Raw genomic sequence first — 24,171 nt, 5'->3', positions numbered from 1 at the left:
CGCACACTTGACACAAACTTGATATGCACAAAAAACATGTGCAGAAATGAGGATTAGTATGGAAATTAACGGGGCATCATCGTATGCCAATACATACACTTACAGGAATACAAAAGATGAAAATGTAAAGGCATCAAAGAATAACGAAAAAAAGGCAGAAGAAGTAAATAAAAGATGATGTTAGCGACTATGTTTTTGACTGCTTTGCAACGAAAAAATGGTTATTCACAACATAGCTGTTTATTAAGAATAAAGGTATGACGAAAGAAAAATATAGAGATTTGGCAAGATTTAAAATAAAGGAGAGTGTATATTATGAACATTGATTACAGTCAGTTTTACAGAGGAACAACGAATATTCCCTCATATGGGAACGGTACATATAAAAAAGACACCCTTGTAAAGTATGAATTTAACACTACAGATGAACATGGCAACAAGGTTATGGACAAGATGTCGAGGGAAGAAACCCTGCAGGCGATGAAAGACATCGGTTCGCAATATGGGGATGCAGCTATTGTGGAGTTTTCGGGAGATGGAATGGCTGCACTTGTGGAAAGCAGGAAAGGCACAGTGGACGCAAATATAACACAGGAGCAGCGTGAAGCGATGGATGCGAAGAATGCAGCGTTCCAGAAAGAAATCACACAGATTGATAATTCCTTAGAACTTCCGGCATATTCTGGGATGTACGGTGCGGACAAGGCGGTTGCATCTGCGGTGGAGAACTGCAGCAAAGAGGAGCAGGGATTTGTGTATGATATTATCCGTCAAAATTTCCTTGTCGGGAACAGTGGCTCTATGACAGAGGAGGAACGGCAGGCAAATATTTCACTTGGTATGAAGAAAGCGGAGCATGCGGCAGAGAATTTTATTCCGGAAGATAGCAAAAAATCATTTTTGGAAGCGATGGAGTCCATTGCAAAACTTGCGAGCGCAGGAAAAGCTGACAACAACGGAAATATGGATTACGGGATAGAGAAAGGCACATATCTTGGACATGGCAGTAATCTTGTAAAGACTACAAATGCGCTTGATATGATGCGGACAATGGACAGCAGTGCATACACAGAATATCAGAAGATCAATAAAGAGAGCAGCAATGGGGACAGACAGCTTAATGCGTTAAAGTATCTTACAAATTGGTACAATAGTGCAGTAAAGAAGAATCCTTCGATGATTGACGATTACGAAAAGCAATCGGAGGAATATGTAGAAAAAAATGTAAAAGACCAGAAGCTGGATAAAACTTTTTCAGATATAAAGACAAAGAATAAAGCAGATTTTCTTGAAAGTTTGAAGTCGTTCCAGAATAATAATCCCAATTTTCTCTCATCTATCATAAACCGGGAGCTTACGTCTAAGTTTTGGATGATTTGAGAATCATAAATTTTAAGATATTATTGCAGAGGTACAGATACATTTTTTGACATTAGAGTATAAAATTGGAAAATAAACAGTATAAGACGCAGATGGGGCTGTCGCACGAAGCAATATTCATGCAATATATAGATAATAAATCTGTTATTAACATCTACATATTGTATAGATTATGCTTAATGCGACAGCCCAATTGTTTTGTAATAAAGTATCTCGGAGAATGTTTTTTCAATACAAATATCAGATAGATGTAAGTGTAGATGTTTTTTTATTTCCTGAAAAAATTTTTAAAAAGTGTGCTATAATGGTTAAACAAATGATATAAAGTTTGCATAAAATATGAAAAAATACTAGAAATTATGATTGTCAGGCTAAAGTACATAAAGATAGAAACGGAGCTTACGATGGAAAACTATTTTGAAAAAATCTTACAAAATGACAGTATTCCCAGACAGATAAGGGAGACTGTATATTCAGAAATGCGCCATGCACTTGAAGTGAGCAACATTGCAGTGCTTATTTCAAAAGAACTGGGGAAGGATGAAAAGTTCTGTGATGATATCGCAGTTGCGGGGGTGCTGCATGATATAGGAAAATTAAGGGTAAACAGATATGTATATTCAGATGATAGTGACGATACCCTTGTTGTAGAGCAGATGAAATATGTGAGGATGCATTCGGCATACAGTCGTGACATTCTGACAGATGAAGATTATCCTGTAAATATAATAGAAGCAGTCTATCATCATCATGAAAATTATGATGGTTCGGGATACCCTGATGGCTTAAAGGGTAATAATATACCCGAAATGTCGAGAATACTTAGGACATGTGATGTGTTTTCGGCACTTATCACTGACAGGAGTTATAGAAAGGCTTTCGATAAGAAAACGGCGATGGCTATAATGATAGATGAAGTTGAGGATTATGATATGGAGGTGTTTCTTGCATTTCAGAGGGTATTCCATGCGGATGACTTTCCAGAGATTGAAAAGCTCCAGCAGGATGCAACTGAACTGCAGATGAAACATTTTAATCTTTTTGAGAAAGAAGCGGTTTCATTTTAGTTTATCCGCTACTTCACAAACAGAAAAAAATCTGATATACTGCTGGATTAGAGAGTTTTTTATTAGATGATAGAATTATTGGAGGACAAGAGAAAATGGCTGAATCAATGAGAGGCATGAAGCGTACATGCAGATGTGCCGAGTTAAGTGAAAAAAATATTGGTGAAGAAGTCACTATGATGGGATGGGTTCAAAAGCAGAGAAATAAAGGTGGAATCATCTTTGTTGATATGCGTGACCGTTCAGGAATATTGCAGGTCATCTTTGAAGATGGAGAGATAAATGAAGCAGATTTTGCAAAGGCAGAAAAACTTAGAAGCGAGTTTGTTATAGCTGTTAAGGGTAAGGTTACGGCGCGTTCAGGTGCGGTTAATGAAAATCTTGCTACAGGTGCTATAGAGCTTCGTGCAGAAGAACTTCGTGTTCTTTCTGAGTCAGATACACCACCGTTTCCTATTGAGGCAGACAGCAAGACAAAAGAGGAACTCAGATTAAAATACCGTTATCTCGATCTTAGAAGACCTGATCTTCAGAGAAATCTCATTATGAGAAGTAAGGTTGCAACATTGATTCGTCAGTTCCTTGCTGATGAAGGATTTTTAGAGATAGAGACACCTATGCTCACAAAGTCTACACCTGAGGGAGCAAGAGATTACCTTGTGCCAAGCCGCGTGCATCCGGGGACATTTTATGCACTGCCACAGTCACCACAGCTTTTTAAGCAGCTACTTATGTGCTCAGGCTATGACAGATATTTCCAGCTTGCGAGATGTTTCAGGGATGAGGATCTTAGGGCAGACAGACAGCCTGAGTTTACACAGGTTGATATGGAGCTTTCATTTGTCGATGAAGACGATGTAATGGATGTAAATGAGAGACTTTTACAGAAACTTTTCAAGGAGATTCTTGATGTTGATATAGAACTTCCTATCCAGAGGATGACATGGCAGGAGGCTATGGACAGATTTGGTTCAGATAAGCCTGACCTTCGTTTTGGAATGGAGTTAAAGGATGTTTCAGATATAGTAAAAGACTGTGGTTTCGGTGTGTTTACCGGAGCACTTGAAAACGGCGGTTCAGTTCGTGGTATCAATGCAAAAGGACAGGGCGGTATGCCTCGCAAGAAGATTGACGCACTTGTTAAGTTTGCAAAGGACTTTGGTGCAAAAGGTCTTGCTTATCTTGCTGTAAATGAGGACGGAACATACAAGTCATCATTTGCAAAATTCATGACTGAGGATGAGCTTAAGGCTCTTGTTGATGCGATGGAAGGTGAGCCTGGCGACCTTCTCTTGTTTGCAGCGGATAAGAATAAGATTGTATGGGACGTACTTGGAAACTTAAGACTTGAGATTGCAAAAAATCTTGACCTTCTTGACAAGAATGTTTATAAATTCCTCTGGGTTACAGAGTTCCCTGAGTTTGAATATTCAGAAGAACAGGGAAGATACCTTGCAATGCACCATCCGTTCACTATGCCGTTTGAAGATGATATTCAGTATCTTGAGTCAAATCCTGAAAAGGTTCGTGCAAGAGCATATGACATTGTGCTTAACGGAACTGAGATCGGTGGAGGTTCTATCCGTATCCATCAGGATGATGTTCAGGAGAAGATGCTTCGTGCACTTGGATTTACTGATGAGAAAGCTCATGAGCAGTTTGGATTCCTTCTCGATGCGTTTAAGTACGGAGTACCGCCACATGCCGGACTTGCCTATGGTCTTGACAGACTTGTCATGATAATGGCACATGAGGACAGCATCAGAGATGTTATCGCATTCCCTAAGATAAAGGATGCATCATGTCTTATGACGGATGCTCCTAATGTTGTCGATGACAAACAGCTTGAGGAACTCAGTCTTGAAATTGCAAAATCTGAGCAGGAGCAGTAAGCAGGATATTACTCTGGTAACAATTTGCGGTTGATATAATACTGATGGTCGTATCGAAGTGTGTGGACAGCAAAGAGCAGTTAAAATTGTTATATGAGTATGAGTCTGGAGGATGTTTTGAAAAAAGAGACATACGAAAAGATTATGGGACTGCTTGGCAGTAAAAAGGCAGTCCCGATAGTTATAGATATATGTGGAAAGATACTTACGGTTCTTACTGCACTTTTGTATTTTGTCGAGATAGGCTGGCTTGTTGTGAGCAGGGAATATAAACTTGTCGCAGGACTTATCATAGTTCCGGCATTGTTCTTTGTTTTGCTGAGCAAGTTCAGGGAGAAGATAAATGCAAAAAGACCATATGAACTGTACGGCTTTAAACCGCTTATAAAGAAAGACACCAAAGGGCTTTCTTTTCCGAGCCGCCATGTATTTTCGATATTTGTAATAGGCGGTTCGATATGGGTTATAAATAAGATATTAGGAACTATGATACTTATAATGGGGCTGTTTCTCGCAGTTATCAGAGTTATCACAGGAGTGCATTTTCCTAAAGATGTTATCGCCGGGGCAGTCATAGGTTTTGTGTGCAGTATGGCTATGTTTGCTTTTCTGCTTTTGTAGTATGATGCAGCAGTAAAAAGTGTAATGACAGCAATCAATATATGTCAGATGTTTAGGCAAATAGTTTTTGACCGTGGCATCATTTTGGCAAATTAAGAAAACAGAAAGTTATTTAAATAAAACGGTATATTCCGGAATATGCTTTTTGACATAGAAATGGAGGATAAAATGGCAGAGATGTATAACCACCATACGGTGGAGAAAAAATGGCAGAAGATATGGGACGATGAAAAGGCTTTTAAGACAGAAAATGATTATACAAAGCCAAAGTTTTATGCACTTGTAGAATTTCCTTATCCGTCAGGACAGGGACTTCATGTAGGACATCCTCGTCCATACACGGCTCTTGATATAGTAGCAAGAAAACGCAGGATGCAGGGATACAATGTATTATATCCTATGGGATGGGATGCATTTGGTCTCCCTACAGAAAACTATGCTATCAAGAATAAAGTTCATCCAAAAGAGGTAACTAAGAAGAATGTTGCAAGATTTAAGGAGCAGCTTCATTCACTCGGTTATTCATTTGATTGGGACAGAGAGATAAACACGACTGACCCTGATTATTATAAATGGACACAGTGGATATTCCTCAAACTCTTCAATGCAGGACTTGCATATAAGAAAGAGATGCCTATCAACTGGTGTACATCATGTAAGGTAGGACTTGCAAATGAGGAAGTTGTAAACGGTGTATGTGAGAGATGTGGTTCGCCTGTAGTCCGCAAGGTTAAGAGCGAGTGGATGCTCAAGATTACAAATTATGCTGACAAACTCTTAGAGGGACTTAACGATGTAGATTACATCGAGAGAGTAAAGACTTCACAGAGAAACTGGATAGGACGTTCAGAGGGTGCAGAGGTTGATTTCAGAATTAAAGATAAAGAGGATAAACTTCGTGTTTATACTACAAGACCTGATACACTCTTTGGTGCAACATATATGGTAGTTTCACCTGAGCATCCTATCATTGACAAATACAAGGATGAGATTAAAAACTGGGATGCTATCACAGAATACAGAGAGATGGCGTCAAGAAAGTCTGACTTTGAGCGTACGGAGCTTGCAAAAGACAAGACAGGTGTTGTTCTTGACGGACTTACGGCTATAAATCCTATAAATGATACAGAGATTCCTATCTGGATTTCAGATTATGTACTTATGACATACGGAACAGGTGCTATCATGGCTGTTCCTGCACATGACGACCGTGACTGGGAATTTGCAAAGAAATTCTCACTTCCTATGATACAGGTTGTTGAGGGAAGTGAAGGACCTGTAGATATAGATAAAGCTGCATTTACTGATGTGGCGACAGGAAAGATGATAAATTCAGGTTTCCTCACAGGACTTACAGTTGAGGAAGCTAAGGAGAAAGTAAAAGATTTCCTTACAGAGAAAAAGATTGGTAACCGCAAAGTAAATTATAAACTTCGTGACTGGGTATTCTCAAGACAGAGATACTGGGGTGAGCCTATTCCAATCGTACATTGTGACAAATGCGGATATGTTCCTCTTGATGAGAGTGAGCTTCCTCTTTTACTTCCTGAGGTAGACAGCTATATGCCTACTGACAATGGAGAGTCACCACTTGCTGCAATGACAGACTGGGTGAACACAACCTGCCCTTGCTGTGGAGGCCCTGCAAAGAGAGAGACAGATACGATGCCACAGTGGGCTGGTTCATCATGGTATTTCTTGAGATATACAGACCCGACAAACACAGAGGCACTTGCAAGTCCTGAAGCACTTAAATACTGGCTTCCTGTTGACTGGTACAATGGTGGCATGGAGCATACTACACTCCATCTTCTCTACTCACGTTTCTGGCATAAATTCCTCTATGATGAGGGTGTTGTGCCTACTCCAGAACCATACCAGAAGAGAACATCACATGGTATGATTCTCGGTGAAAATGGCGAGAAGATGAGTAAATCACGCGGAAATGTCATCAATCCTGATGATATTGTAAGAGAATACGGAGCAGATACGCTTCGTACTTATGAAATGTTCATCGGAGCATTTGACCTCAGTGCATCTTGGTCTGATGATGGCGTAAAAGGATGCCGCCGTTTCCTCGACAGAGTATGGAAACTTCAGACAATGCTTGACAAAGACAACGATGGTTACTCAAAAGACCTTGAGACAAAGATGCATCAGACGATAAAGAAGGTAAGCAGTGATTTTGAAAATCTCAAGTACAATACTGCTATAGCCGCAATGATGGCACTTATAAATGACTTCTATAAGAAAAACAGTATCACACTTGGCGAGTATAAGACACTTATCACGCTGCTTAATCCTGTAGCACCTCATATCACAGAGGAAATCTGGGAGATAATAGGTGGAGAAGGCAGACTCTATGAGCAGTCATGGCCTGAGTACGAGGAAGCAAAGACAGTTGAATCAACTGTAGAGATAGCTGTTCAGATAAACGGAAAGACAAAAGTTACACTTTCAATCGGAAAAGATGATGCAAAAGATGATGTTCTTGCAAGAGCGAAAGAAGCACTTGGTGACAGGCTTGACGGAAAGAATATCATTAAAGAAATTTATGTTCCGGGAAGAATTGTAAATATAGTGGCAAAATAGTATTGTCAGATAACAATAAAACCACATAAAAGCCATTGAAATGACATATTATCAATGTAGTATGACCAGGTACATGATAAATGAGATTTATTCATAGTGAATCGGTCATACGGTCAGACACGAGCCGAAGAAAAACCGGTATATGCCGTTATTGTTCGGCTCGTGTATTTTAAGCAAAGGGACAGGGAAAAAGTATTATTATGAGATTTATTAAGAAGTGTTTGGGATTGGCAGTAATCGGCTGTGTACTTGGGATTGCCGGATACAATGTAAATAATATTACGGTAGCGGCAGATGAGAGTGTGATAGTTTCCACACCGGAGCCATCTGCGGAAGCTACGGCAGTTCCGGAGGAAACAACACAACCAGAGGAAACGGCACAGCCGTCGGAAACACCAGAACCAACTAAATCGCCGGAGGCTACTGAACTTCCGCCGTTGGTAAATTATGCCAAAACAAAAAAGAAAGTTGCATTAAAGTATGATGACAGATATACTTTTGCAAAAGATATAAGAAGAGTCGTTACTGAGAGTGTTACATCTACAAACATAGCGACAGGAAAGAAAGATACCAAAGTTGTAAGTGTTGCAAAAAGCAACAAGAAGAAAGTGTTTGCAGTAGGTTGTGGAAAAGCAGTTGTTGAACTGGTTGATGGAACAACATACGGTATAAAGGTTGAAGCTGCAAAGATAAGTCTTTTACTACTTGCAGGACAGAGTAATATGGAAGGCAGCCACAGTGGGGATAAGACAAATGCCGAATATACGAGCAACATCATATTAAGTGAGGCAGGTAAGGTTTATAATACATATGGTCCTTCATGCAGAGGACATTTTGCGAATGTGGGAAACTGGTCCGCTACATCTTCACCATTATCTGTAAAGAATGCATCAAAGTTTGTGCCGGATTCGCTTACGGACAACAGTTCACAAAATCAGTGGTGTCGTACTAATAATCTTACTTCCGCCGGAGAAGCTACAGGAAAATCCGGAATAGATAGTGCATTGGCAGATCAGTGGACGAAGAAACTTAAAGAGAAAGTATGGATCGTAAATGCAGCTCATGGAGGAAGTTCCATAACGACATGGCTCCCTAAGAAGGGAAAAGATAATAATTTCTGGCAGGCAGTTGCACTTTATAAAGAGTGTGAAAAGACTTTGAATAAAGAGATAAAAGCTGGTCATTATAAACTTAGCCATAAAGGATATTTCTGGCTTCAGGGCGAACAGGATTTTAAAATGGCAGCAGGTGATTACCTGAATTATTATATGAAGATGCACAGAGCATTTAAGACACAGCTTAAAGGAAGTACAGCATCTGATTATAAATATGTTAATAAAAGTGTTGAATTTGCAGGAATATTGATGGTAAGATCACATAGAAATCCTACATCACTTGCGGACCTCGAACTTACAGGACCTAGAAAAGCACAGTACTATATGTGCAATTCAAGTAAAGATGCATACAAGGATATATTTCTTGCAAGTCAGTTATCAGAAGTGTGGACTACAAACAGTTCAGTAACAACATACTTTAAAAATAAATATGGTACAGATGAAAAATATTCTTCACAGAATAAGACGAGAAAAAAGACATTGAAACTGCCTACATCACTTAAACAGATACACAGTACCATACATTATACACAGCTTGCGTATAATGAACTGGGCAGGGATGCGGCGAATAATATATGTTATGCACTTGGATATGTAAAGCAGCCGTCAGCAACTGCAAAGATTAAAATCGTAGGCAAAGACGGATACAAAGATATAAGTTCAATAAACAGGACCGCTGTTAAAAATATGAATGTAGTCGTAAAGGTATTTCCGGCATGGAAATCTAAAAAACTTGCCATTCAGAAAAAGCATGAGGTGATTTCTTATGACAAGTGGAAAGTGAACTTTAAGGAAAATAAAGTATTTAATGCTAAACTTTTGTTTTCAGTGGGAAAGACCAAAAAGAAATTTACGGTATATTCAAAGAACTCGGCAGCTCCTATAAAAGATCTGTATGTGTCTGATGATGGTGTAAAGATAAGCTGGAAGGCAAATTCGTACACATCGTATTGCAATGTTTACAGAAGAGAAAAAGGAAGCAAAAAGTGGTCATATATTGCAAGGCTTGATAAAAAGACAGCACAGTCATACAATGATATTTTTGCAGAGTCAGAAAAGGTATATGAATATGCAGTAACTGCGTATGATGCTTATGGAAACTGTGGTGAGAAAGTCATCGGTGAGGTTTCAACAGTGTCTTACTGATTTATGGACAAAGGTGTTTGTCATATATGAACATTAAAAAATCTGATATTTAAATAAATATATATTAGCACTCTTTTTAAAAGAGTGCTAAATTTGTCTTGACAATTCTTTTAGCTCGTATTATTATACTCATTGTGAGAATTGTTAGCAGTCTTTGTAGATGATTGCTGATAGAATAAATAGTAGATAGAAGTCCTTTGGAGACAGTGAGTGGAAGGACTAGTAATATTAGGATAAGATTATATATGTAAAGGAGAGATTTTATTATGCAGAGCAGAAAAGGCAGTTTATCAATTGAGTCAGAAAATATGTTTCCTATTATAAAGAAGTGGCTTTATTCAGATCATGATATTTTTATCCGTGAGCTTGTGTCAAACGGATGTGATGCTATCACAAAGCTTAAAAAGCTTGATATTATGGGTGAATATACATTACCTGATGATTATAAGGCAAATATTCAGGTGGTTGTTGATACAGAGGGAAAGAGTATTTCGTTCACTGATACAGGTCTTGGTATGACTGAGGATGAAGTAGATGAGTACATAAATCAGGTAGCATTTTCAGGAGCTACTGATTTCCTCGAGAAGTATAAGGATAAGGCAAATGAGGAGCAGATAATCGGACATTTTGGTCTTGGATTTTACTCAGCATTCATGGTAGCCGACAGAGTTACTATAGACACATTGTCATGGAAAGAGGGGGCCGTACCTGTACGCTGGGAATCAGAAGGTGGCATCAACTTTGAAATGTCAGAAGGAGAAAAGTCTGAGATAGGTACGACTATCACACTTTATCTCTCAGAGGACAGCCTTGAATTTGCAAATGAATATCGTGTAAGAGAAGTCCTTACAAAATACTGTTCATTTATGCCTGTTGAGATATTCCTTTCAAAAGAGGGAGCTGAGCAGGAATATGAAACGATAGACAAGGAAGATCTCCGTGATGATGATGTAGTAGTTGAAAATATTGTCGAGGAAGCAAAGACAGAGGAAAGAGAGAATGAGAATGGAGAAAAAGAAGTTGTCGAGGTATCTCCACGCAAAGAAAAAGTTAAGATAAATAAAAGACCTGTCTCAATCAGCACGACAACTCCGCTTTGGATGAAGCACCCCAACGATTGTACAGATGATGAATATAAGGAATTTTACAGATCAGTCTTTAATGACTACAAAGAGCCTCTTTTCTGGATCCATTTAAATATGGACTATCCGTTTAACCTTAAAGGAATCTTATATTTCCCTAAGGTAAACACAGAGTATGATAATCTTGAAGGTGTTATCAAACTCTACAATAATCAGGTATTTATCGCTGACAATATCAAGGAAGTGATTCCGGAGTTCCTGATGCTTCTTAAAGGTGTTATCGACTGTCCTGACCTTCCACTCAATGTCTCAAGAAGTGCATTGCAGAATGATGGTTTTGTAAAGAAGATTTCTGACTATATTACAAAGAAGGTTGCAGATAAACTTTCAGGAATGTATAAAGTTGACAGAGAAAATTATGAGAAGTATTGGGAAGACATAAGTCCATTTATCAAATACGGATGCTTAAAGGATGACAAATTCAGAGAAAAGATGTCAGATTATATAATCTTTAAGGACCTTAATGATAAATACATCACACTTCCTGAGTATGTTGATGCAGTCAAAGGCGAAGATGGAGATAAAAAAGAAGATACTGCAGAAAATAAGGAAAATACCGATGAGACAGCAGATAATAAAGATGCAGAAAAAGAGGAAGAACCGACAACAGTTTACTATGTAACTGATATGCAGCAGCAGAGTCAGTATGTAAATATGTTCAAGGAGCAGAATATAGATGCGGTTATATTGAGCCACAATATCGATCAGGCATTTATCTCACAGCTTGAGCAGGGTGAACTGAAAGTAAGCTTTAAACGTATAGATGCAGGTCTTAACGATACAATGAAAGATGATGCTGACGAGGAGACTATAAAGAAGGAAACTGAGGAACTTGGTGAAATCTTTAAGAAGGCACTCGGAAAAGACAAACTTGAGGTTAAGGTTGAGAAACTTAAAAATGAGAATGTATCATCTATGCTCACTCTTTCAGAAGAGACACGCCGTATGCAGGATATGATGAAGATGTACAGTGCTGGTGGTGCAGGAATGGATATGGATATGTTCGGCGATTCTGCAACACTTGTCCTTAATTCATCAAATAAGCTTGTACAGTATATTCTTAATAATAAAGAGGCTGAAAATGTTGACATGTTCTGCAAGCAGCTTTATGATCTGGCTGTACTTGCAAATCATCCGCTTAAGGCAGATGAGATGACTGAGTTTGTAAACAGAAGTAATGAGATCATGCTTTTACTTGCTAAGTAATTTTTTGTGTGTTATATATAGAATAATATTGAGAAATATATGATTTTTGTATGTTTTTGATAAAAATGACCAATAGTCAAATTTGATATTGACTGTTGGTCATTTTTGATGTAGTATATGGATTATAGAAATGACCGATGGTCACTTAGCAAAAACGGTCAATAAAGGTTCGGATATATAGCAGGAGTAAATGACTGCTATATATCCCGGACAGGATAAAGAAAGGAAGAGAAAAAAATGTTAGGAAAATGGATAACAAGACATAAGAATATCATCCTGCTTATCGCGTGTGTACTTCTTGTACCATCTGTGTTTGGTTATATAAGCACACGAGTAAACTATGATGTATTATCTTATCTTCCGAATACTCTTGAAACAGTATCGGGTCAGGATACACTTGTTGATGAGTTTGGCATGGGTGCTTTTTCAATGATAGTTGTCGAGGATATGTCGAATAAACAGGCGGCGGCTCTTGAGAAAAAGATTGAGAGCATCGACCATGTTAAAGATGTACTCTGGTATGATGATATGCTTGATATAAGCGTACCGACAGAGATGCTTCCTAAGAAGCTTGAACAGGCATTTTTTAATGGAGATGCAACAATGATGATCGCATTGTTTGATGATACTACATCAGCGGACGATACGATGGATGCAATCACAAACATCCGTAAGACAGTTGGGAAAAATGTTTATGCAAGTGGAATGTCAGGTGTCGTAACTGATATCAAGAACCTTGCCTTACAGGAGATGCCGATATATGTAGTTATCGCAGCATTGTTATCATTTGTGGTTCTTCTTATCACCATGGATTCCTTTGTAACACCGATTATATTCCTTACAAATATAGGAATGGCTATTGTGTTCAACCTCGGAAGCAACATTTTCTTAGGAGAGATTTCATATATCACGCAGGCACTTGCGGCAGTGCTGCAGTTAGCGGTTACTATGGACTACTCGATATTCCTTCTTGAAAGTTATGAGGCGAATAAAAAGAGATTCCCTGATGACAGAAAGAGAGCGATGGCACACGCTATATCAAATACATTTAAGTCAGTATCAAGTAGTTCTGTTACTACAATAGCAGGTTTCGTAGCACTGTGCTTTATGACATTTAAACTTGGTGCAAATATCGGTATCGTAATGTCTAAGGGTGTTGTAATCGGAGTTATCACTTGTGTAACAGTTCTTCCGGCAATGATACTTACATTTGATAAAGCAATTGAGAAGACAACACATAAAGCTTTGATTCCACCACTTACAAAAGTTTCAGACTTTATCGTAAAGCATTACAAGGTTGCAATCGTGATATTCCTTGTTCTGCTCGGACCTGCAGTATACGGAAACAGCCATTATAAGATTTATTATAATATCGACCAGGGACTTCCAAAGAACATCCCTAGTGCGATAGCAAATGACAAACTTAAAGATAACTTTGATATGAGTACGGTTCATATGGTTCTTTTGAAAGATGGTCTTAGCGCAAAAGACAAGAACCAGATGATAAAGAAGATTGAAAAGGTTGACGGTGTCAAATGGGTTATCGGCCTTAATTCACTTGTGGGACCAAACTTCCCTGACAGCATGATACCTGAGGATGTAAAGAGCATGTTAAAGACTGATAAATATGAATTACAGTTTGTATGCTCGGATTACAGTTCAGCTACCGATGAAGTAAATGCACAGCTTGATGAGATGCAGAAAATAGTAAAAGGATATCAGAAGGATGCGATGGTAATCGGTGAAGCTCCTCTTATGAAGGATCTTCAGGATACGACAGATATAGATTTAAAGACAGTTAATTACATATCTATAGCAGCTATATTTGTAATAATCCTTGTGACATTTAAATCTATTTCAATACCGATAATCCTTGTATCAGTCATTGAGTTTGCGATAGCCTGCAACATGGCAGTTCCATATTATACAAATACTTCATTGGCATTCGTTGCAAGTATCGTTATAGGAACTATTCAGCTTGGTGCGACAGTCGATTATGCGATACTTATGACAAACAGATATCACAAGGAACGAACGGTAAACGGATGCAGTAAGAAAGATGCGATAAGAATCGCACATGAAACTTCAATGAAATCAATACTTACAAGTGGTTTCTGTTTCTTCGCCGCAACATTCGGTGTAACAGTATATTCTGCAATCGATATGATAAGTGCTATATGTAACCTTCTTTCAAGAGGTGCCATAATCAGTATGATTGTTGTTATATGCATACTTCCGGCAATGCTCTGGATATTTGACCCGATCATTATAAGAAGTTCATGGGATATGATAAAAGCTGGAGTTGCAAAGAAAGATGCAGAAAAGAAACTTGCAGCAAAATAAAAAGAGATTAGTATAAAGTTGGTTAATATATAAAAAATGTTTATTAAAGATGACACGTATAGAATAATATAGGAGGCAGTATCATGAGAAAGAATATTAAAAAGGTTGCCAAAATCGGTGTATCAGGACTTTTAGCAGCAGGACTGCTCGTAGGTAGTGTAGAGTATGCATCTCATATGTTTGTTATGACAAACAAGGCAGTTGCAAAACAGGTGGATAAAGTAACAGAGGAAGTTAAGACTGCTTCAAAATCAGGACTTGATTCTGATAAAGTATCAAAGCAGGAGACAGTTTATGCAACACTTGATGCAAATGGTAAAAAAACAGATGTCATTGTATCTGACTGGCTTAAAAATGCCGCAGATAAAGGTGAAGTTAAGGATGCATCAGATCTTACAGATATAACGAATACAAAAGGTGATGAAAAGTTTACACAGGATGGTGATTCACTTAATTGGAACACAGCTAGTGAAGATATTTATTATCAGGGAAAAACTGATAAGGAAATGCCTGTAGGAATGTCAATAACATATAAGCTTGACGGTAAGGAGGTTTCCGCAAGTGAGCTTGCAGGAAAAAGCGGCAAGCTTGAGATGAAGATTAAATATACAAACACTTCAAAGAAGAAAGAAAAAGTTGGAGGAAAGGATGTAGATATATATACACCATTTGTTATGGTAACGGGTATGATCCTTCCTGTTGACAATTTTAAGAATTTAACGATAGACAACGGAAGCATAGTGTCAGAGGGTGAGAATAATATAGTAATGGCTTACGGAATGCCTGGACTTTCAGAGAGTCTTGACCTTGACAATCTTAATCTTGGTGATGACGTTGACATAGATTTAAGCAAGATCAATGACAAGGTTACAGATACAGTTACTATCAAAGCTGATGTTACGGACTTTGAGATGAAATCAACTTATACAGTTGCAACATCAGAATTCTTCTCAGATATGGATATGGATGACATAGGAAGTACTGATGACCTTACAGATAAGCTTGATGATCTTACAGATGCAACACAGGAGCTTATAGATGGTTCAGATAAGCTCAGTTCAAATCTTGATAAGCTTAACAGTAAGTTTGGTGATTATTCAGATGGAATGGACACTCTCAAGAGTGGTTTAAGTTCAGCAAAGAGTGGTTCTAACACACTTAAAAATGGTATAGTGACATATACAAGTGGAACAGATAAACTTCTTGACGGTGTTGTTACCTATGTAGAGGGAACAAAGACATTTGGAAAGAGTGTAAAAACTTATTCAGCTAATACAAAGAAGGTTGTTGATGCAGTAGGAACACTTCAGAAAACAGGTACTTCAAAACTTGCAAAAGGTTCAGAGGATTTCAATACAAACTTAAGCACATATGTAACTACCGTAAATACATCACTTAACAGTGTTGATACACTTGCCCAGGGAATAGAGACACTTCACTCAGGCGTAGTTTCATTACAGAATGGAATAACAGGTGATGCAGGATTAAAGGCGGGTGTAAAACAGCTTAAAGCCGGAGTAGGTTCTTTACAGGCAGGAGTTTCAGGTGAAAATGGAATCAAAGCCGGAGTAAAGAGTATAAATGAAGGTGCAAAGAACATTGCAGTAAGTGATGAGCAGGTAAATACAATGCTCGCAGAACTCGAAACACTTAAAGCAGGTGCAGAGTCAGAGACAGATAAAGCAAAGATAGAAGCAATAGAGAAATATGTAAAAGCTTCACAGACAGTTGGAAAAGCAATAGAGAGTTCTACATCTGATTCATCAGCTTTGGTACAGGGACTTGATTCAGTATCAGCAGGACTTACATCTGTAGACAGTGGACTTGACGGATTAGATGGTGGACTTGATAAGGTAAATGCAGGACTTTCACAGATGGAAGCAAGCACAGATACAACTGCAGAGGATTCTCCACTCAATGGAATAGGCGACAAGCTTACACAGCTCAAAGAAGCTGGAAATGCACTTTCGACAGCATACAAAGAACAGCTTAATCCTAGCGTTGCAAAACTTGATGCCAGCGTTAAGAAGATGTATAAAGCCGGTTCAAAACTTACATCAAACAATAAAAAACTTGACAAAGCAGCAGATAAACTTATCAAGAACGAAAAGACTATCAAGAAAAATTCAAAGAAGGTTACAGCAAGCAGTGATAAGTTAAGAGATGGTGCAAAATCACTTGCGTCAGGAGCAACAAAACTCTTTAATGGAGTTTCAACTCTTGTATCAAAAACAGGAGATGTATCAGATGCGATAGGAAAGCTTGCAGATGGTGCAGGAGATCTTAAAGATGGTGTTGTTGAATTTAATGAAGAAGGAATTGAGAAGCTCACAGGAACAGTAAATGATGCTATTGATTCAGGTGATGATTTCAGAGACAGACTTGATAAGATAGTAAAGGCTTCAAATAACTATAAGAGTTTTTCAAAGATTTCAGATGGTATGGATGGAAGTGTTAAGTTTGTAATGTCTACGGCATCAATTGAAAAAGATGATGACAAATAAACATATAACAAATAAATTATAGCAGATTTTATTTATGGAGCCACACAGCCAAAATAAAGAAATTTTGATGTGTGGCTCTATGATTTGAAACAGAATACTTGTGGAATTAGTCATGAGATGGAGCAGTAATGTAATTTGCTCATAAAAATTAGAGGTGATATATATGAGTAAAATAGAGGAGAAAAAGAAAAACAAACAGGACGCATTGCTTGCATCGGCATTTAAACTTTTTACGGAAAAGGGAATAAATAATACATCTATTTCAGAGATAGTTAAAAATGCTAAGATGGCAAAAGGGACATTTTATCTGTATTTTAAGGATAAATATGATATAAGGGACAGGCTTATCACACATAAGGCTGATAAAATTTTTGAAAATGCCTATGCTGATCTTGAGAAATGTGAGTGTAAAACTCTTGAGGAATGTATATTGTTTATAGTAGACAATATTGTAGATCAGTTAAGCTGTAATCAGTCGCTTTTAAAATTTATATCGAAAAATCTGAGCTGGGCGATTTTTTCAAATCTTCGTATAGGCCAGCTTGACAATAAAAGCTGTATGGATATATTTGATGATATCATAGAGAGTTCAGGCAGAAAGTTCAGGGATGTAAATATGATGGTATTTATGATAGTTGAGCTTGTAAATTCAACATGTTACAATGTGATATTATATTCATCACCGGTTTCTCTTGAACAGTTAAAACCCGACCTGCACAATTGCATATGTGATATTGTAAGCAGATTTGAAATATGCTCAGAACCTAAAGTAGTTTAAAAAATAATAAAAAATACTTTACATTTAAATTGAATGGTGATAATCTATTATTCTAAATATGAGAATTAGGTTTTATGGAGTGTAAAATTAAATGGGAAATTGCATGACAGATTTGGTAAATAAACTGGCAGCAAACAACAGTTTATCGCAGGGAGAGTTGAGTGAACTTCTTAAATTTAGAAATAAAGAAACGACAGATTATTTGTTTGAGAAAGCCCTTATGGCAAAGGAAAAGTTATACGGAAAAAAAGTATATATTAGGGGAATAGTAGAACTTACAAACTATTGTAAGAATAATTGTTATTATTGTGGTCTCAGAAGAGACAATATTTTTATACCGAGATACAGACTGGACGAGAAAGACTTGCTGGAATTCTGTGAAACAGGATACAGTAAAGGTGTCCGGTCTTTTATGCTTATTGGGGGAGATGACTATAATTTTACGGAGAGTAAAGTGGCAGATATGGTTGCCATGCTGAAAGAAAAGTTTCCTGACTGTTCAGTTGGGTTGTCGCTTGGGCAGAGGAGCGAGAGTGTGTATAGGACATGGTTTGAAGCAGGGGCGTCGAGATATGAGCTTAGTCATGAAACGGCATCGGAAAGCCATTTTAAAAAGATACATCCGGCAGAAATGTCACTTTTGACAAGAAAGCAGTCATTATGGGAACTAAAGATGATCGGTTATCAGGTAGGAAGCGGTTTTATGGTGGGAACACCATATCAGATGGTTGCAGATGTAGTTGAGGATCTGTTGTTTTTAAAAAAGCTGGATCCTCAGATAGTACATATAGTTCCATTTATGCCGACACCACACACGAGATTTGACCATGAGAGAAGTGGAAATGGCGATATGACATTATATCTTATGGCGATAGCAAGGCTTATGCTGCCAAGAGCGATGATAACGGCGGATACGATACTCGACAATGTTTTGCAGGATGGAAGAAAAAGGGCATTTAAAGCAGGGGCCGGCGAAGTAAATGTGGAGCTTTGCAGTGATGACATAAAAGAATATTATAATGTATACAACAAAAAGATAAATCTTAAAAATTTTACCGGTGATGATGTGGGAAGGATGACAGAGCAGATATTAGAATGTGGTTTTGAACCGGGAAAGGATAAAGGGGACTATAAGCCTGTTCCGGAGGAGGAGAGATTATATGGCAGGATACATCGCATTATGCGACCATAACATTGAATGGCAGGAAAAGTTCCTCTTAAAACTTAGTGAACTTGGAATAGGTGCAGTCTGTGTGGAAAATATAGATGAAATAGAAAACTATATGGCGGATAGATTGTTTAGGAGAACCGTGGTATGTTCGCTTGTTGAATTAAATGAATATATGGAAAGATGTAAGAAAAATGGAAAAAGAGGTGAAAGCATATTTGAAAATAATGATGTATTTGTAATATCGGACAAGCGGGATGATGAAGCGGAGATAAATGCTATAAGAGCAGGCTGTGTAGACTTTCAGTTAAGGGAACGAAATATATGTGTTATTTTACAGAGATTTGTTTCACAGCTTGAAAAAAAGATACAGCAGGAAAAAATGATAATAGATATAGAAAATATGTCAGTAAAATATAACGATATTTCGATAACGATAAAGGACAATGAAGCGAAGCTTTTGAGATTATTAGCTGATTCAAAAGAAAAATATATAAGTGTTGAAAAGCTATGTGAAAGCTTGTGGGAAAATTCAGACAAAGAAGCGAGAGTACGGCTTGCTAGTCTTATATACAGACTCAGAAAAAAACTGCCTGATGGTGGAAAATGCATAAGAAGCATTTATGGAAAAGGATATTATCTGTCGAAAAATGAAATATAAAGGTATGTATAAATTAAGCACGACTATTGACCTCAGACATTGAAATTAAATAAAATCATACTTGGAAGCGGGGGAAATATGTATGGAATTTATATTACAGGATGAAATAGAGAATTATGGAACATTTAACCATGAGAAAATATTGCTTGTAGATGATAATGATACAAATATTTTTGTGGTTAAGACAATACTTGAGGACAGGGGACTTACTGTTGATACTGCGCTATGTGGAAGGGAGGGAATTGAAAAGTATCTGTCATCTGATGAGTTTGAGTATAAGATTATTTTTTTAGATATAAATATGTATGATATAGACGGCTATGAAGTTTCACAAAAAATCAGAAATTCAGACAGGGCAGATGCGGCGAGTATACAAATTTATGCGTTGTCTGCAAATATTTTTGCAAAAGACAGGATAAAGGCAAAAGAAGCCGGAATGAACGGATATGTGACAAAGCCAATAATATATAAAACATTATTTATGCTGATAAAGGAGATTTTTGAAGAAGAAAAAAAGAATGAAATAAAAAAAGTGTGTAGACAGGAAACAGGATCAGATAGGAAGAAAGAACTGAAAGATACAGGACAAATGTCTGGAAATGATATAATTGAAAGTATCGGTGAACATTTTATTTTTAATGCACTTAATACTATAAAGGGCTCGGTGATAATGAAATCAGAAAATTCCTGTTCACTTATAAATGATCTTTCTGCATATATGCAGTACAGGTTTAAGACACTTGGCGGAGAGACAATGGCAAGTGTAAAAAAGGAATTATTTTATCTGGAAGCTTATCTGAGACTTGAAAAGGCAAGATTTTCATACATAGATTATGAAATTGGAAGCTTTGATGATGAGACAAAGCAGATGTTTTTACCGTCTATGTCGCTTATTTTTTTAGCGGAAAATGCAATTCATCATGGTCTGCTTGGAAAAGAATATGGCATGGAGGAAAAAGCAGTTGTTAATATAAAGATATTAAATACTAAAGAAAAAACGGCTCTCTGTATAGAAGATAACGGTTTGGGATTTGATATTGCAACAGCGGATTTTTCAAAAAGATTCGGTGGTATCTCATATATATCAGATCTTGTAAAAAAATTATGTGAGGGAGAACTTAAAATAGAGAGCGAAAAGAACAAAGGGACAAAAGTTATGATACTGCTAGGCTAGTTGGAGGAAGATTGATGAGAACGATTGTGGTAGATGACGAAGAGATGGCGCTTGTTTCTTTTATGGAAGAAGCGAAAAATATTAAAGAATTAAATATTACTGGAGTTTTTAACGATGCACAGGAGGCAGTCGGATATGTAAAGGATAATGATGTTGAACTTGCAATACTTGATATAAAAATGAGAGGAATCGATGGGATAAATCTTGGAAATATTTTTAGAGAGATAAATCCTGATATTATGCTTATATACATAACGGGTTATGAAAAGTATGCATACGAGGCGATAAAACTTCATGCAGCAGCATATCTTGTGAAACCATTTTCAAGTGAACAGCTTGAATATGCAGTGGAATCGGCAAGACTGCTATCAAAGAGAAGAAAAAGCAGGATTTATGTAAGAACATTTGGACATTTTGATATATTTGTTGATGAAAATCCTATTATGTTTAAAAGTAACAAAGCAAAAGAACTTCTGGCATTACTTGTTGACAGGAGAGGTGGTACGGTTACGACGGATCAGATAATAGGTACTTTATGGGAAGAAAGACCTAATGATTCATATACACAGAATCTGTGCAGTAAGATTGGAAAGACACTTGAAAAAGAACTTAAAGAAAATAATATTGGGGACATTCTTGTATCTGCACGAGGTATAAAAAGGGTAAATACTTCACTGTTTAAGTGCGACCTTTATGATCTGCTTGACGGGGATGAAAGGGTAGCAGAAAAATTTTTAGGAGAGTATATGCTTGATTATAGCTGGGCAGAGGAAAGAATGGCACTGCTTGCCAAATATATTTAGCATAATTCCATTTCAATTCCTTTTTAAATACATAAGTATTCCTTTTTGATATGTATAATTGTATTTGAAAGAAGCACAAAAAGTATATTTTTGTAAAAAATATGACTATTTTGTTTAATAGAGTTGTGGGAGTCTTTTGATAAAGTGGGTAGAGGAAAAGTATATCGAAAAGGAGAGAAAAGCCATGAGGGATACGGAATTAAAAGTGATTATAGCGGACAGTAACGTACAGGAAAGGGAGAGTAAACAGCTTTCTATGGAAGCAAAGGGGATGGAAGTTATACTGTCAACGGGGGATGGAAATAAGGTGCTTAAAACAATCAGTGAGGAAAAAGCAGACATCATAGTGATGGATATGGTCTTATCCGGGGTGGATGGAATCGGAATATTGGAAGAATGTCGTAATATGTCCGTAAAAAAGCCTATTTTTATTATTCAGACAGCTTTGAGAATGGAAAATCTGGTGGAGCAGGCCATAAAGTGCGGGGCTGATTATTATATGATGAAACCGGTGTCTAATCAGATGCTTATATCAAGGGTATTACAGCTTGTAAATAAAAGATATTTAAGAGAAAATAATGAATACTCAAAAAATATTTTTCACAATAATGTTAGAGAATTTGAAGCAGTAAAATCAATAAATAGTGCATGTTCAGGAAATCTTGAACTTGATGTGACAAATCTTTTATTGGAGATAGGGATACCGGCTCATATAAAGGGATATCAGTATATAAGAGAGGGGATAATGCTTGCATTTTATGATAAGAATATGCTTCATTATATAACAAAATGTCTGTATCCTACAATTGCAAAAAAGTATAAGACAACCTCCAGCAGTGTGGAGAGAACGATAAGACATGCGATAGAAGTGGCGTTTAGAAGGGGGAATATAAAGATATTGGAGGAAATATTCAGCAACACGATAAACTCAAGAAAAGCCAAACCGACAAATTCAGAATTTATCGCACTTCTTGCTGACAAGTTAAGATTGGAGTACTGTGCACGCAATGCATCCTGAGTATTTTGAATAAATATGCATATAACATGAATAATTAAAGACTGAAAAACTTGACGATTTACTGTACTTTGATGTAGAATTATGAGAAAAAGTGAATGGAGGTGCCATAATGGATAATGAATCTATGATGGCTTTAAGTAAACAGCTTGAAGTTGAGTTTGATGGTCTTGTTGAAAATTGTTTGGTTTCGGGAGCGATAGATCTGAATTTATATCAGGAATATGATGTAAAAAGAGGACTTAGAGACAGTTCAGGAAAGGGTGTATTGACGGGACTTACGGAGATTTCGGATGTTACCGGTTATGATATTGTAAATGGTGTTAAAGAGCCAGCCGATGGTAAACTTTACTATCAGGGGTATGATGTAAAGAACCTTGTCGGATCCGGTATCAAGAAGAAATTTGCATTTGAGGAGACAACATATCTTCTTTTATTTGGTAAGCTTCCTACAGCAGAACAGTTAGAGGTATTTATAGAAATAGTTGGAAGTCTTCAGGAATTGTCAGGACAGTTTGTAAGAGATGTTATTATGAAAGCACCTAGTGCAAATCTTATGAACGGACTTCAGAAGAGCGTTCTTACATTATATTCGTATGACAGCAACCCTGATGACATTTCTATACCAAATGTGTTAAGACAGTCACTTCAGCTTATTGCAAAACTTCCATTGATCGCAGTATACAATTATCATGCTTACAGACATTTCAATTTCCTTGAAAGTCTTGTTATCAAGCCTCCAATAAAAGGATTGTCTACAGCAGAAAACATTCTCCAGATGTTAAGACCTGATGGAAAATATACGGAGCTTGAGGCGAGAGTACTTGATGCAGCACTTGTTCTTCATGCTGAGCATGGTGGTGGTAACAACTCGACATTTACAAATCATGTCGTAACATCATCAGGAACAGATACATATTCGGCAGTTGCAGCATCTATCGCATCACTTAAAGGACCTCGACACGGTGGTGCCAACTTAAAGGTTCAGCAGATGTTTGCTGATATAAAGGAAAAGGTAAGTGACACAAGGGACGATTCACAGATTGAGGATTATCTTAAGAAAGTTCTTAAAGGTGAAGAGTTTGACGGTTCAGGACTTATCTATGGTATGGGACATGCCGTATATACTATATCAGATCCAAGAGAGCTTATATTAAAGAGTTTTGCTGAGAAGCTTGCCAAAGAAAAAGGAATGGAGGATGAATTCTTACTTCATGATTCAGTAGAGAGAATCGCGGCTGAGCTTATCATGGCAAGAAGACATGTTATCAAACCTGTATGTGCAAATGTAGACTTTTACAGTGGTCTTATCTACACGATGCTTGGAATACCGGAGGAGTTATTCACACCGTTATTCGCACTTTCAAGAATCGCTGGATGGAGTGCACACAGACTTGAAGAACTTGTAAACAAAGAAAAGATAATAAGACCTGCATACAAATATGTTGGTCATCATAAAGAGTATGTTGAGTTAGAAGAAAGAAAATAAATCCGCATATATATTTTAGAGTCAAGCGGATATTCGCAATCCGCTTTGCTACTTGCTCATAACACTATTAGCTGC

16 protein-coding genes are annotated in these 24,171 nt (G+C 37.3%); all 16 read left to right on the top strand.

Annotation, left to right across the window (positions count from 1 at the left end; translation table 11 throughout):
• Positions 1–315: 315 nt before the first annotated feature.
• The 16 genes from KQI69_RS07470 (at position 316) to KQI69_RS07395 (ending at position 24,096) form a co-directional block, all read left to right on the top strand.
• A complete protein-coding gene (locus tag KQI69_RS07470) occupies positions 316–1,380 on the top strand; it encodes a hypothetical protein (protein WP_216564732.1) in 1,065 nt (354 codons plus the stop codon).
• A gap of 404 nt (positions 1,381–1,784) precedes the next feature.
• The gene (locus KQI69_RS07465) at positions 1,785–2,447 is read left to right on the top strand and encodes an HD-GYP domain-containing protein (RefSeq protein WP_216564730.1); all 663 of its coding nucleotides are present in this window, start codon (positions 1,785–1,787) and stop codon (positions 2,445–2,447) included.
• Between the two features lie 95 nt (positions 2,448–2,542).
• Positions 2,543–4,339 carry an aspartate--tRNA ligase gene (aspS, locus tag KQI69_RS07460; protein WP_216564728.1) on the top strand — a complete coding sequence of 599 codons (1,797 nt, stop codon included), beginning with the start codon at positions 2,543–2,545 and terminating at the stop codon, positions 4,337–4,339.
• A gap of 117 nt (positions 4,340–4,456) precedes the next feature.
• On the top strand, positions 4,457–4,960 hold the full coding sequence (locus KQI69_RS07455; RefSeq protein ID WP_216564726.1) for a phosphatase PAP2 family protein: 504 nt from the start codon (positions 4,457–4,459) through the stop codon (positions 4,958–4,960).
• A gap of 168 nt (positions 4,961–5,128) precedes the next feature.
• Entirely contained in the window at positions 5,129–7,552 is a 2,424-nt protein-coding gene (gene leuS / locus KQI69_RS07450) for a leucine--tRNA ligase (RefSeq protein WP_216564725.1), read from the top strand.
• 200 nt (positions 7,553–7,752) lie between these two features.
• A complete protein-coding gene (locus KQI69_RS07445) occupies positions 7,753–9,813 on the top strand; it encodes a sialate O-acetylesterase (RefSeq protein ID WP_216564724.1) in 2,061 nt (686 codons plus the stop codon).
• A 266-nt stretch (positions 9,814–10,079) separates the two neighbouring features.
• Positions 10,080–12,161, top strand: coding sequence for a molecular chaperone HtpG (gene htpG, locus KQI69_RS07440; protein WP_216564723.1), 2,082 nt, complete (start codon positions 10,080–10,082; stop codon positions 12,159–12,161).
• Positions 12,162–12,398: 237 nt separating this feature from the next.
• A complete protein-coding gene (locus KQI69_RS07435) occupies positions 12,399–14,504 on the top strand; it encodes an RND family transporter (RefSeq protein WP_216564722.1) in 2,106 nt (701 codons plus the stop codon).
• 83 nt (positions 14,505–14,587) lie between these two features.
• The gene (locus KQI69_RS07430; protein WP_216564720.1) at positions 14,588–17,008 is read left to right on the top strand and encodes a hypothetical protein; all 2,421 of its coding nucleotides are present in this window, start codon (positions 14,588–14,590) and stop codon (positions 17,006–17,008) included.
• 163 nt (positions 17,009–17,171) lie between these two features.
• A complete protein-coding gene (locus KQI69_RS07425) occupies positions 17,172–17,786 on the top strand; it encodes a TetR/AcrR family transcriptional regulator (protein ID WP_216564719.1) in 615 nt (204 codons plus the stop codon).
• 91 nt (positions 17,787–17,877) lie between these two features.
• The gene (hydE, locus tag KQI69_RS07420; RefSeq protein ID WP_216564718.1) at positions 17,878–18,978 is read left to right on the top strand and encodes a [FeFe] hydrogenase H-cluster radical SAM maturase HydE; all 1,101 of its coding nucleotides are present in this window, start codon (positions 17,878–17,880) and stop codon (positions 18,976–18,978) included.
• A complete protein-coding gene (locus KQI69_RS07415; RefSeq protein WP_216564717.1) occupies positions 18,947–19,615 on the top strand; it encodes a winged helix-turn-helix domain-containing protein in 669 nt (222 codons plus the stop codon). The genes hydE and KQI69_RS07415 overlap by 32 nt, the downstream gene beginning before the upstream one ends.
• Before the next feature lie 82 nt (positions 19,616–19,697).
• Positions 19,698–20,789 (top strand): response regulator, encoded by a 1,092-nt coding sequence (locus KQI69_RS07410; protein WP_216564715.1) that lies wholly within the window; start codon positions 19,698–19,700, stop codon positions 20,787–20,789.
• A gap of 14 nt (positions 20,790–20,803) precedes the next feature.
• The gene (locus KQI69_RS07405; RefSeq protein ID WP_216564714.1) at positions 20,804–21,592 is read left to right on the top strand and encodes a response regulator; all 789 of its coding nucleotides are present in this window, start codon (positions 20,804–20,806) and stop codon (positions 21,590–21,592) included.
• A 184-nt stretch (positions 21,593–21,776) separates the two neighbouring features.
• A complete protein-coding gene (gene spo0A, locus KQI69_RS07400; RefSeq protein WP_216564712.1) occupies positions 21,777–22,610 on the top strand; it encodes a sporulation transcription factor Spo0A in 834 nt (277 codons plus the stop codon).
• Positions 22,611–22,719: 109 nt separating this feature from the next.
• The gene (locus KQI69_RS07395) at positions 22,720–24,096 is read left to right on the top strand and encodes a citrate/2-methylcitrate synthase (protein WP_216564711.1); all 1,377 of its coding nucleotides are present in this window, start codon (positions 22,720–22,722) and stop codon (positions 24,094–24,096) included.
• Positions 24,097–24,171 lie beyond the last annotated feature (75 nt).

The organism is Eubacterium sp. MSJ-13 (assembly GCF_018918235.1).
In the GTDB taxonomy this organism is placed as follows: domain Bacteria; phylum Bacillota; class Clostridia; order Lachnospirales; family Lachnospiraceae; genus Butyribacter.
The sequence above is the reverse complement of the archived record's forward strand: the minus strand, read 5'-3'. Positions and strand labels throughout refer to the sequence as shown.

Coding starts and splice junctions, on each gene's coding strand:
- KQI69_RS07470 (WP_216564732.1), top strand. CDS start 316: ATGAACATTGATTACAGTCAGTTTTACAGAGGAACAACGAATATTCCC.
- KQI69_RS07465 (WP_216564730.1), top strand. CDS start 1,785: ATGGAAAACTATTTTGAAAAAATCTTACAAAATGACAGTATTCCCAGA.
- aspS (WP_216564728.1), top strand. CDS start 2,543: ATGGCTGAATCAATGAGAGGCATGAAGCGTACATGCAGATGTGCCGAG.
- leuS (WP_216564725.1), top strand. CDS start 5,129: ATGGCAGAGATGTATAACCACCATACGGTGGAGAAAAAATGGCAGAAG.
- KQI69_RS07445 (WP_216564724.1), top strand. CDS start 7,753: ATGAGATTTATTAAGAAGTGTTTGGGATTGGCAGTAATCGGCTGTGTA.
- htpG (WP_216564723.1), top strand. CDS start 10,080: ATGCAGAGCAGAAAAGGCAGTTTATCAATTGAGTCAGAAAATATGTTT.
- KQI69_RS07435 (WP_216564722.1), top strand. CDS start 12,399: ATGTTAGGAAAATGGATAACAAGACATAAGAATATCATCCTGCTTATC.
- KQI69_RS07430 (WP_216564720.1), top strand. CDS start 14,588: ATGAGAAAGAATATTAAAAAGGTTGCCAAAATCGGTGTATCAGGACTT.
- KQI69_RS07425 (WP_216564719.1), top strand. CDS start 17,172: ATGAGTAAAATAGAGGAGAAAAAGAAAAACAAACAGGACGCATTGCTT.
- hydE (WP_216564718.1), top strand. CDS start 17,878: ATGGGAAATTGCATGACAGATTTGGTAAATAAACTGGCAGCAAACAAC.
- KQI69_RS07415 (WP_216564717.1), top strand. CDS start 18,947: ATGGCAGGATACATCGCATTATGCGACCATAACATTGAATGGCAGGAA.
- KQI69_RS07410 (WP_216564715.1), top strand. CDS start 19,698: ATGGAATTTATATTACAGGATGAAATAGAGAATTATGGAACATTTAAC.
- KQI69_RS07405 (WP_216564714.1), top strand. CDS start 20,804: ATGAGAACGATTGTGGTAGATGACGAAGAGATGGCGCTTGTTTCTTTT.
- spo0A (WP_216564712.1), top strand. CDS start 21,777: ATGAGGGATACGGAATTAAAAGTGATTATAGCGGACAGTAACGTACAG.
- KQI69_RS07395 (WP_216564711.1), top strand. CDS start 22,720: ATGGATAATGAATCTATGATGGCTTTAAGTAAACAGCTTGAAGTTGAG.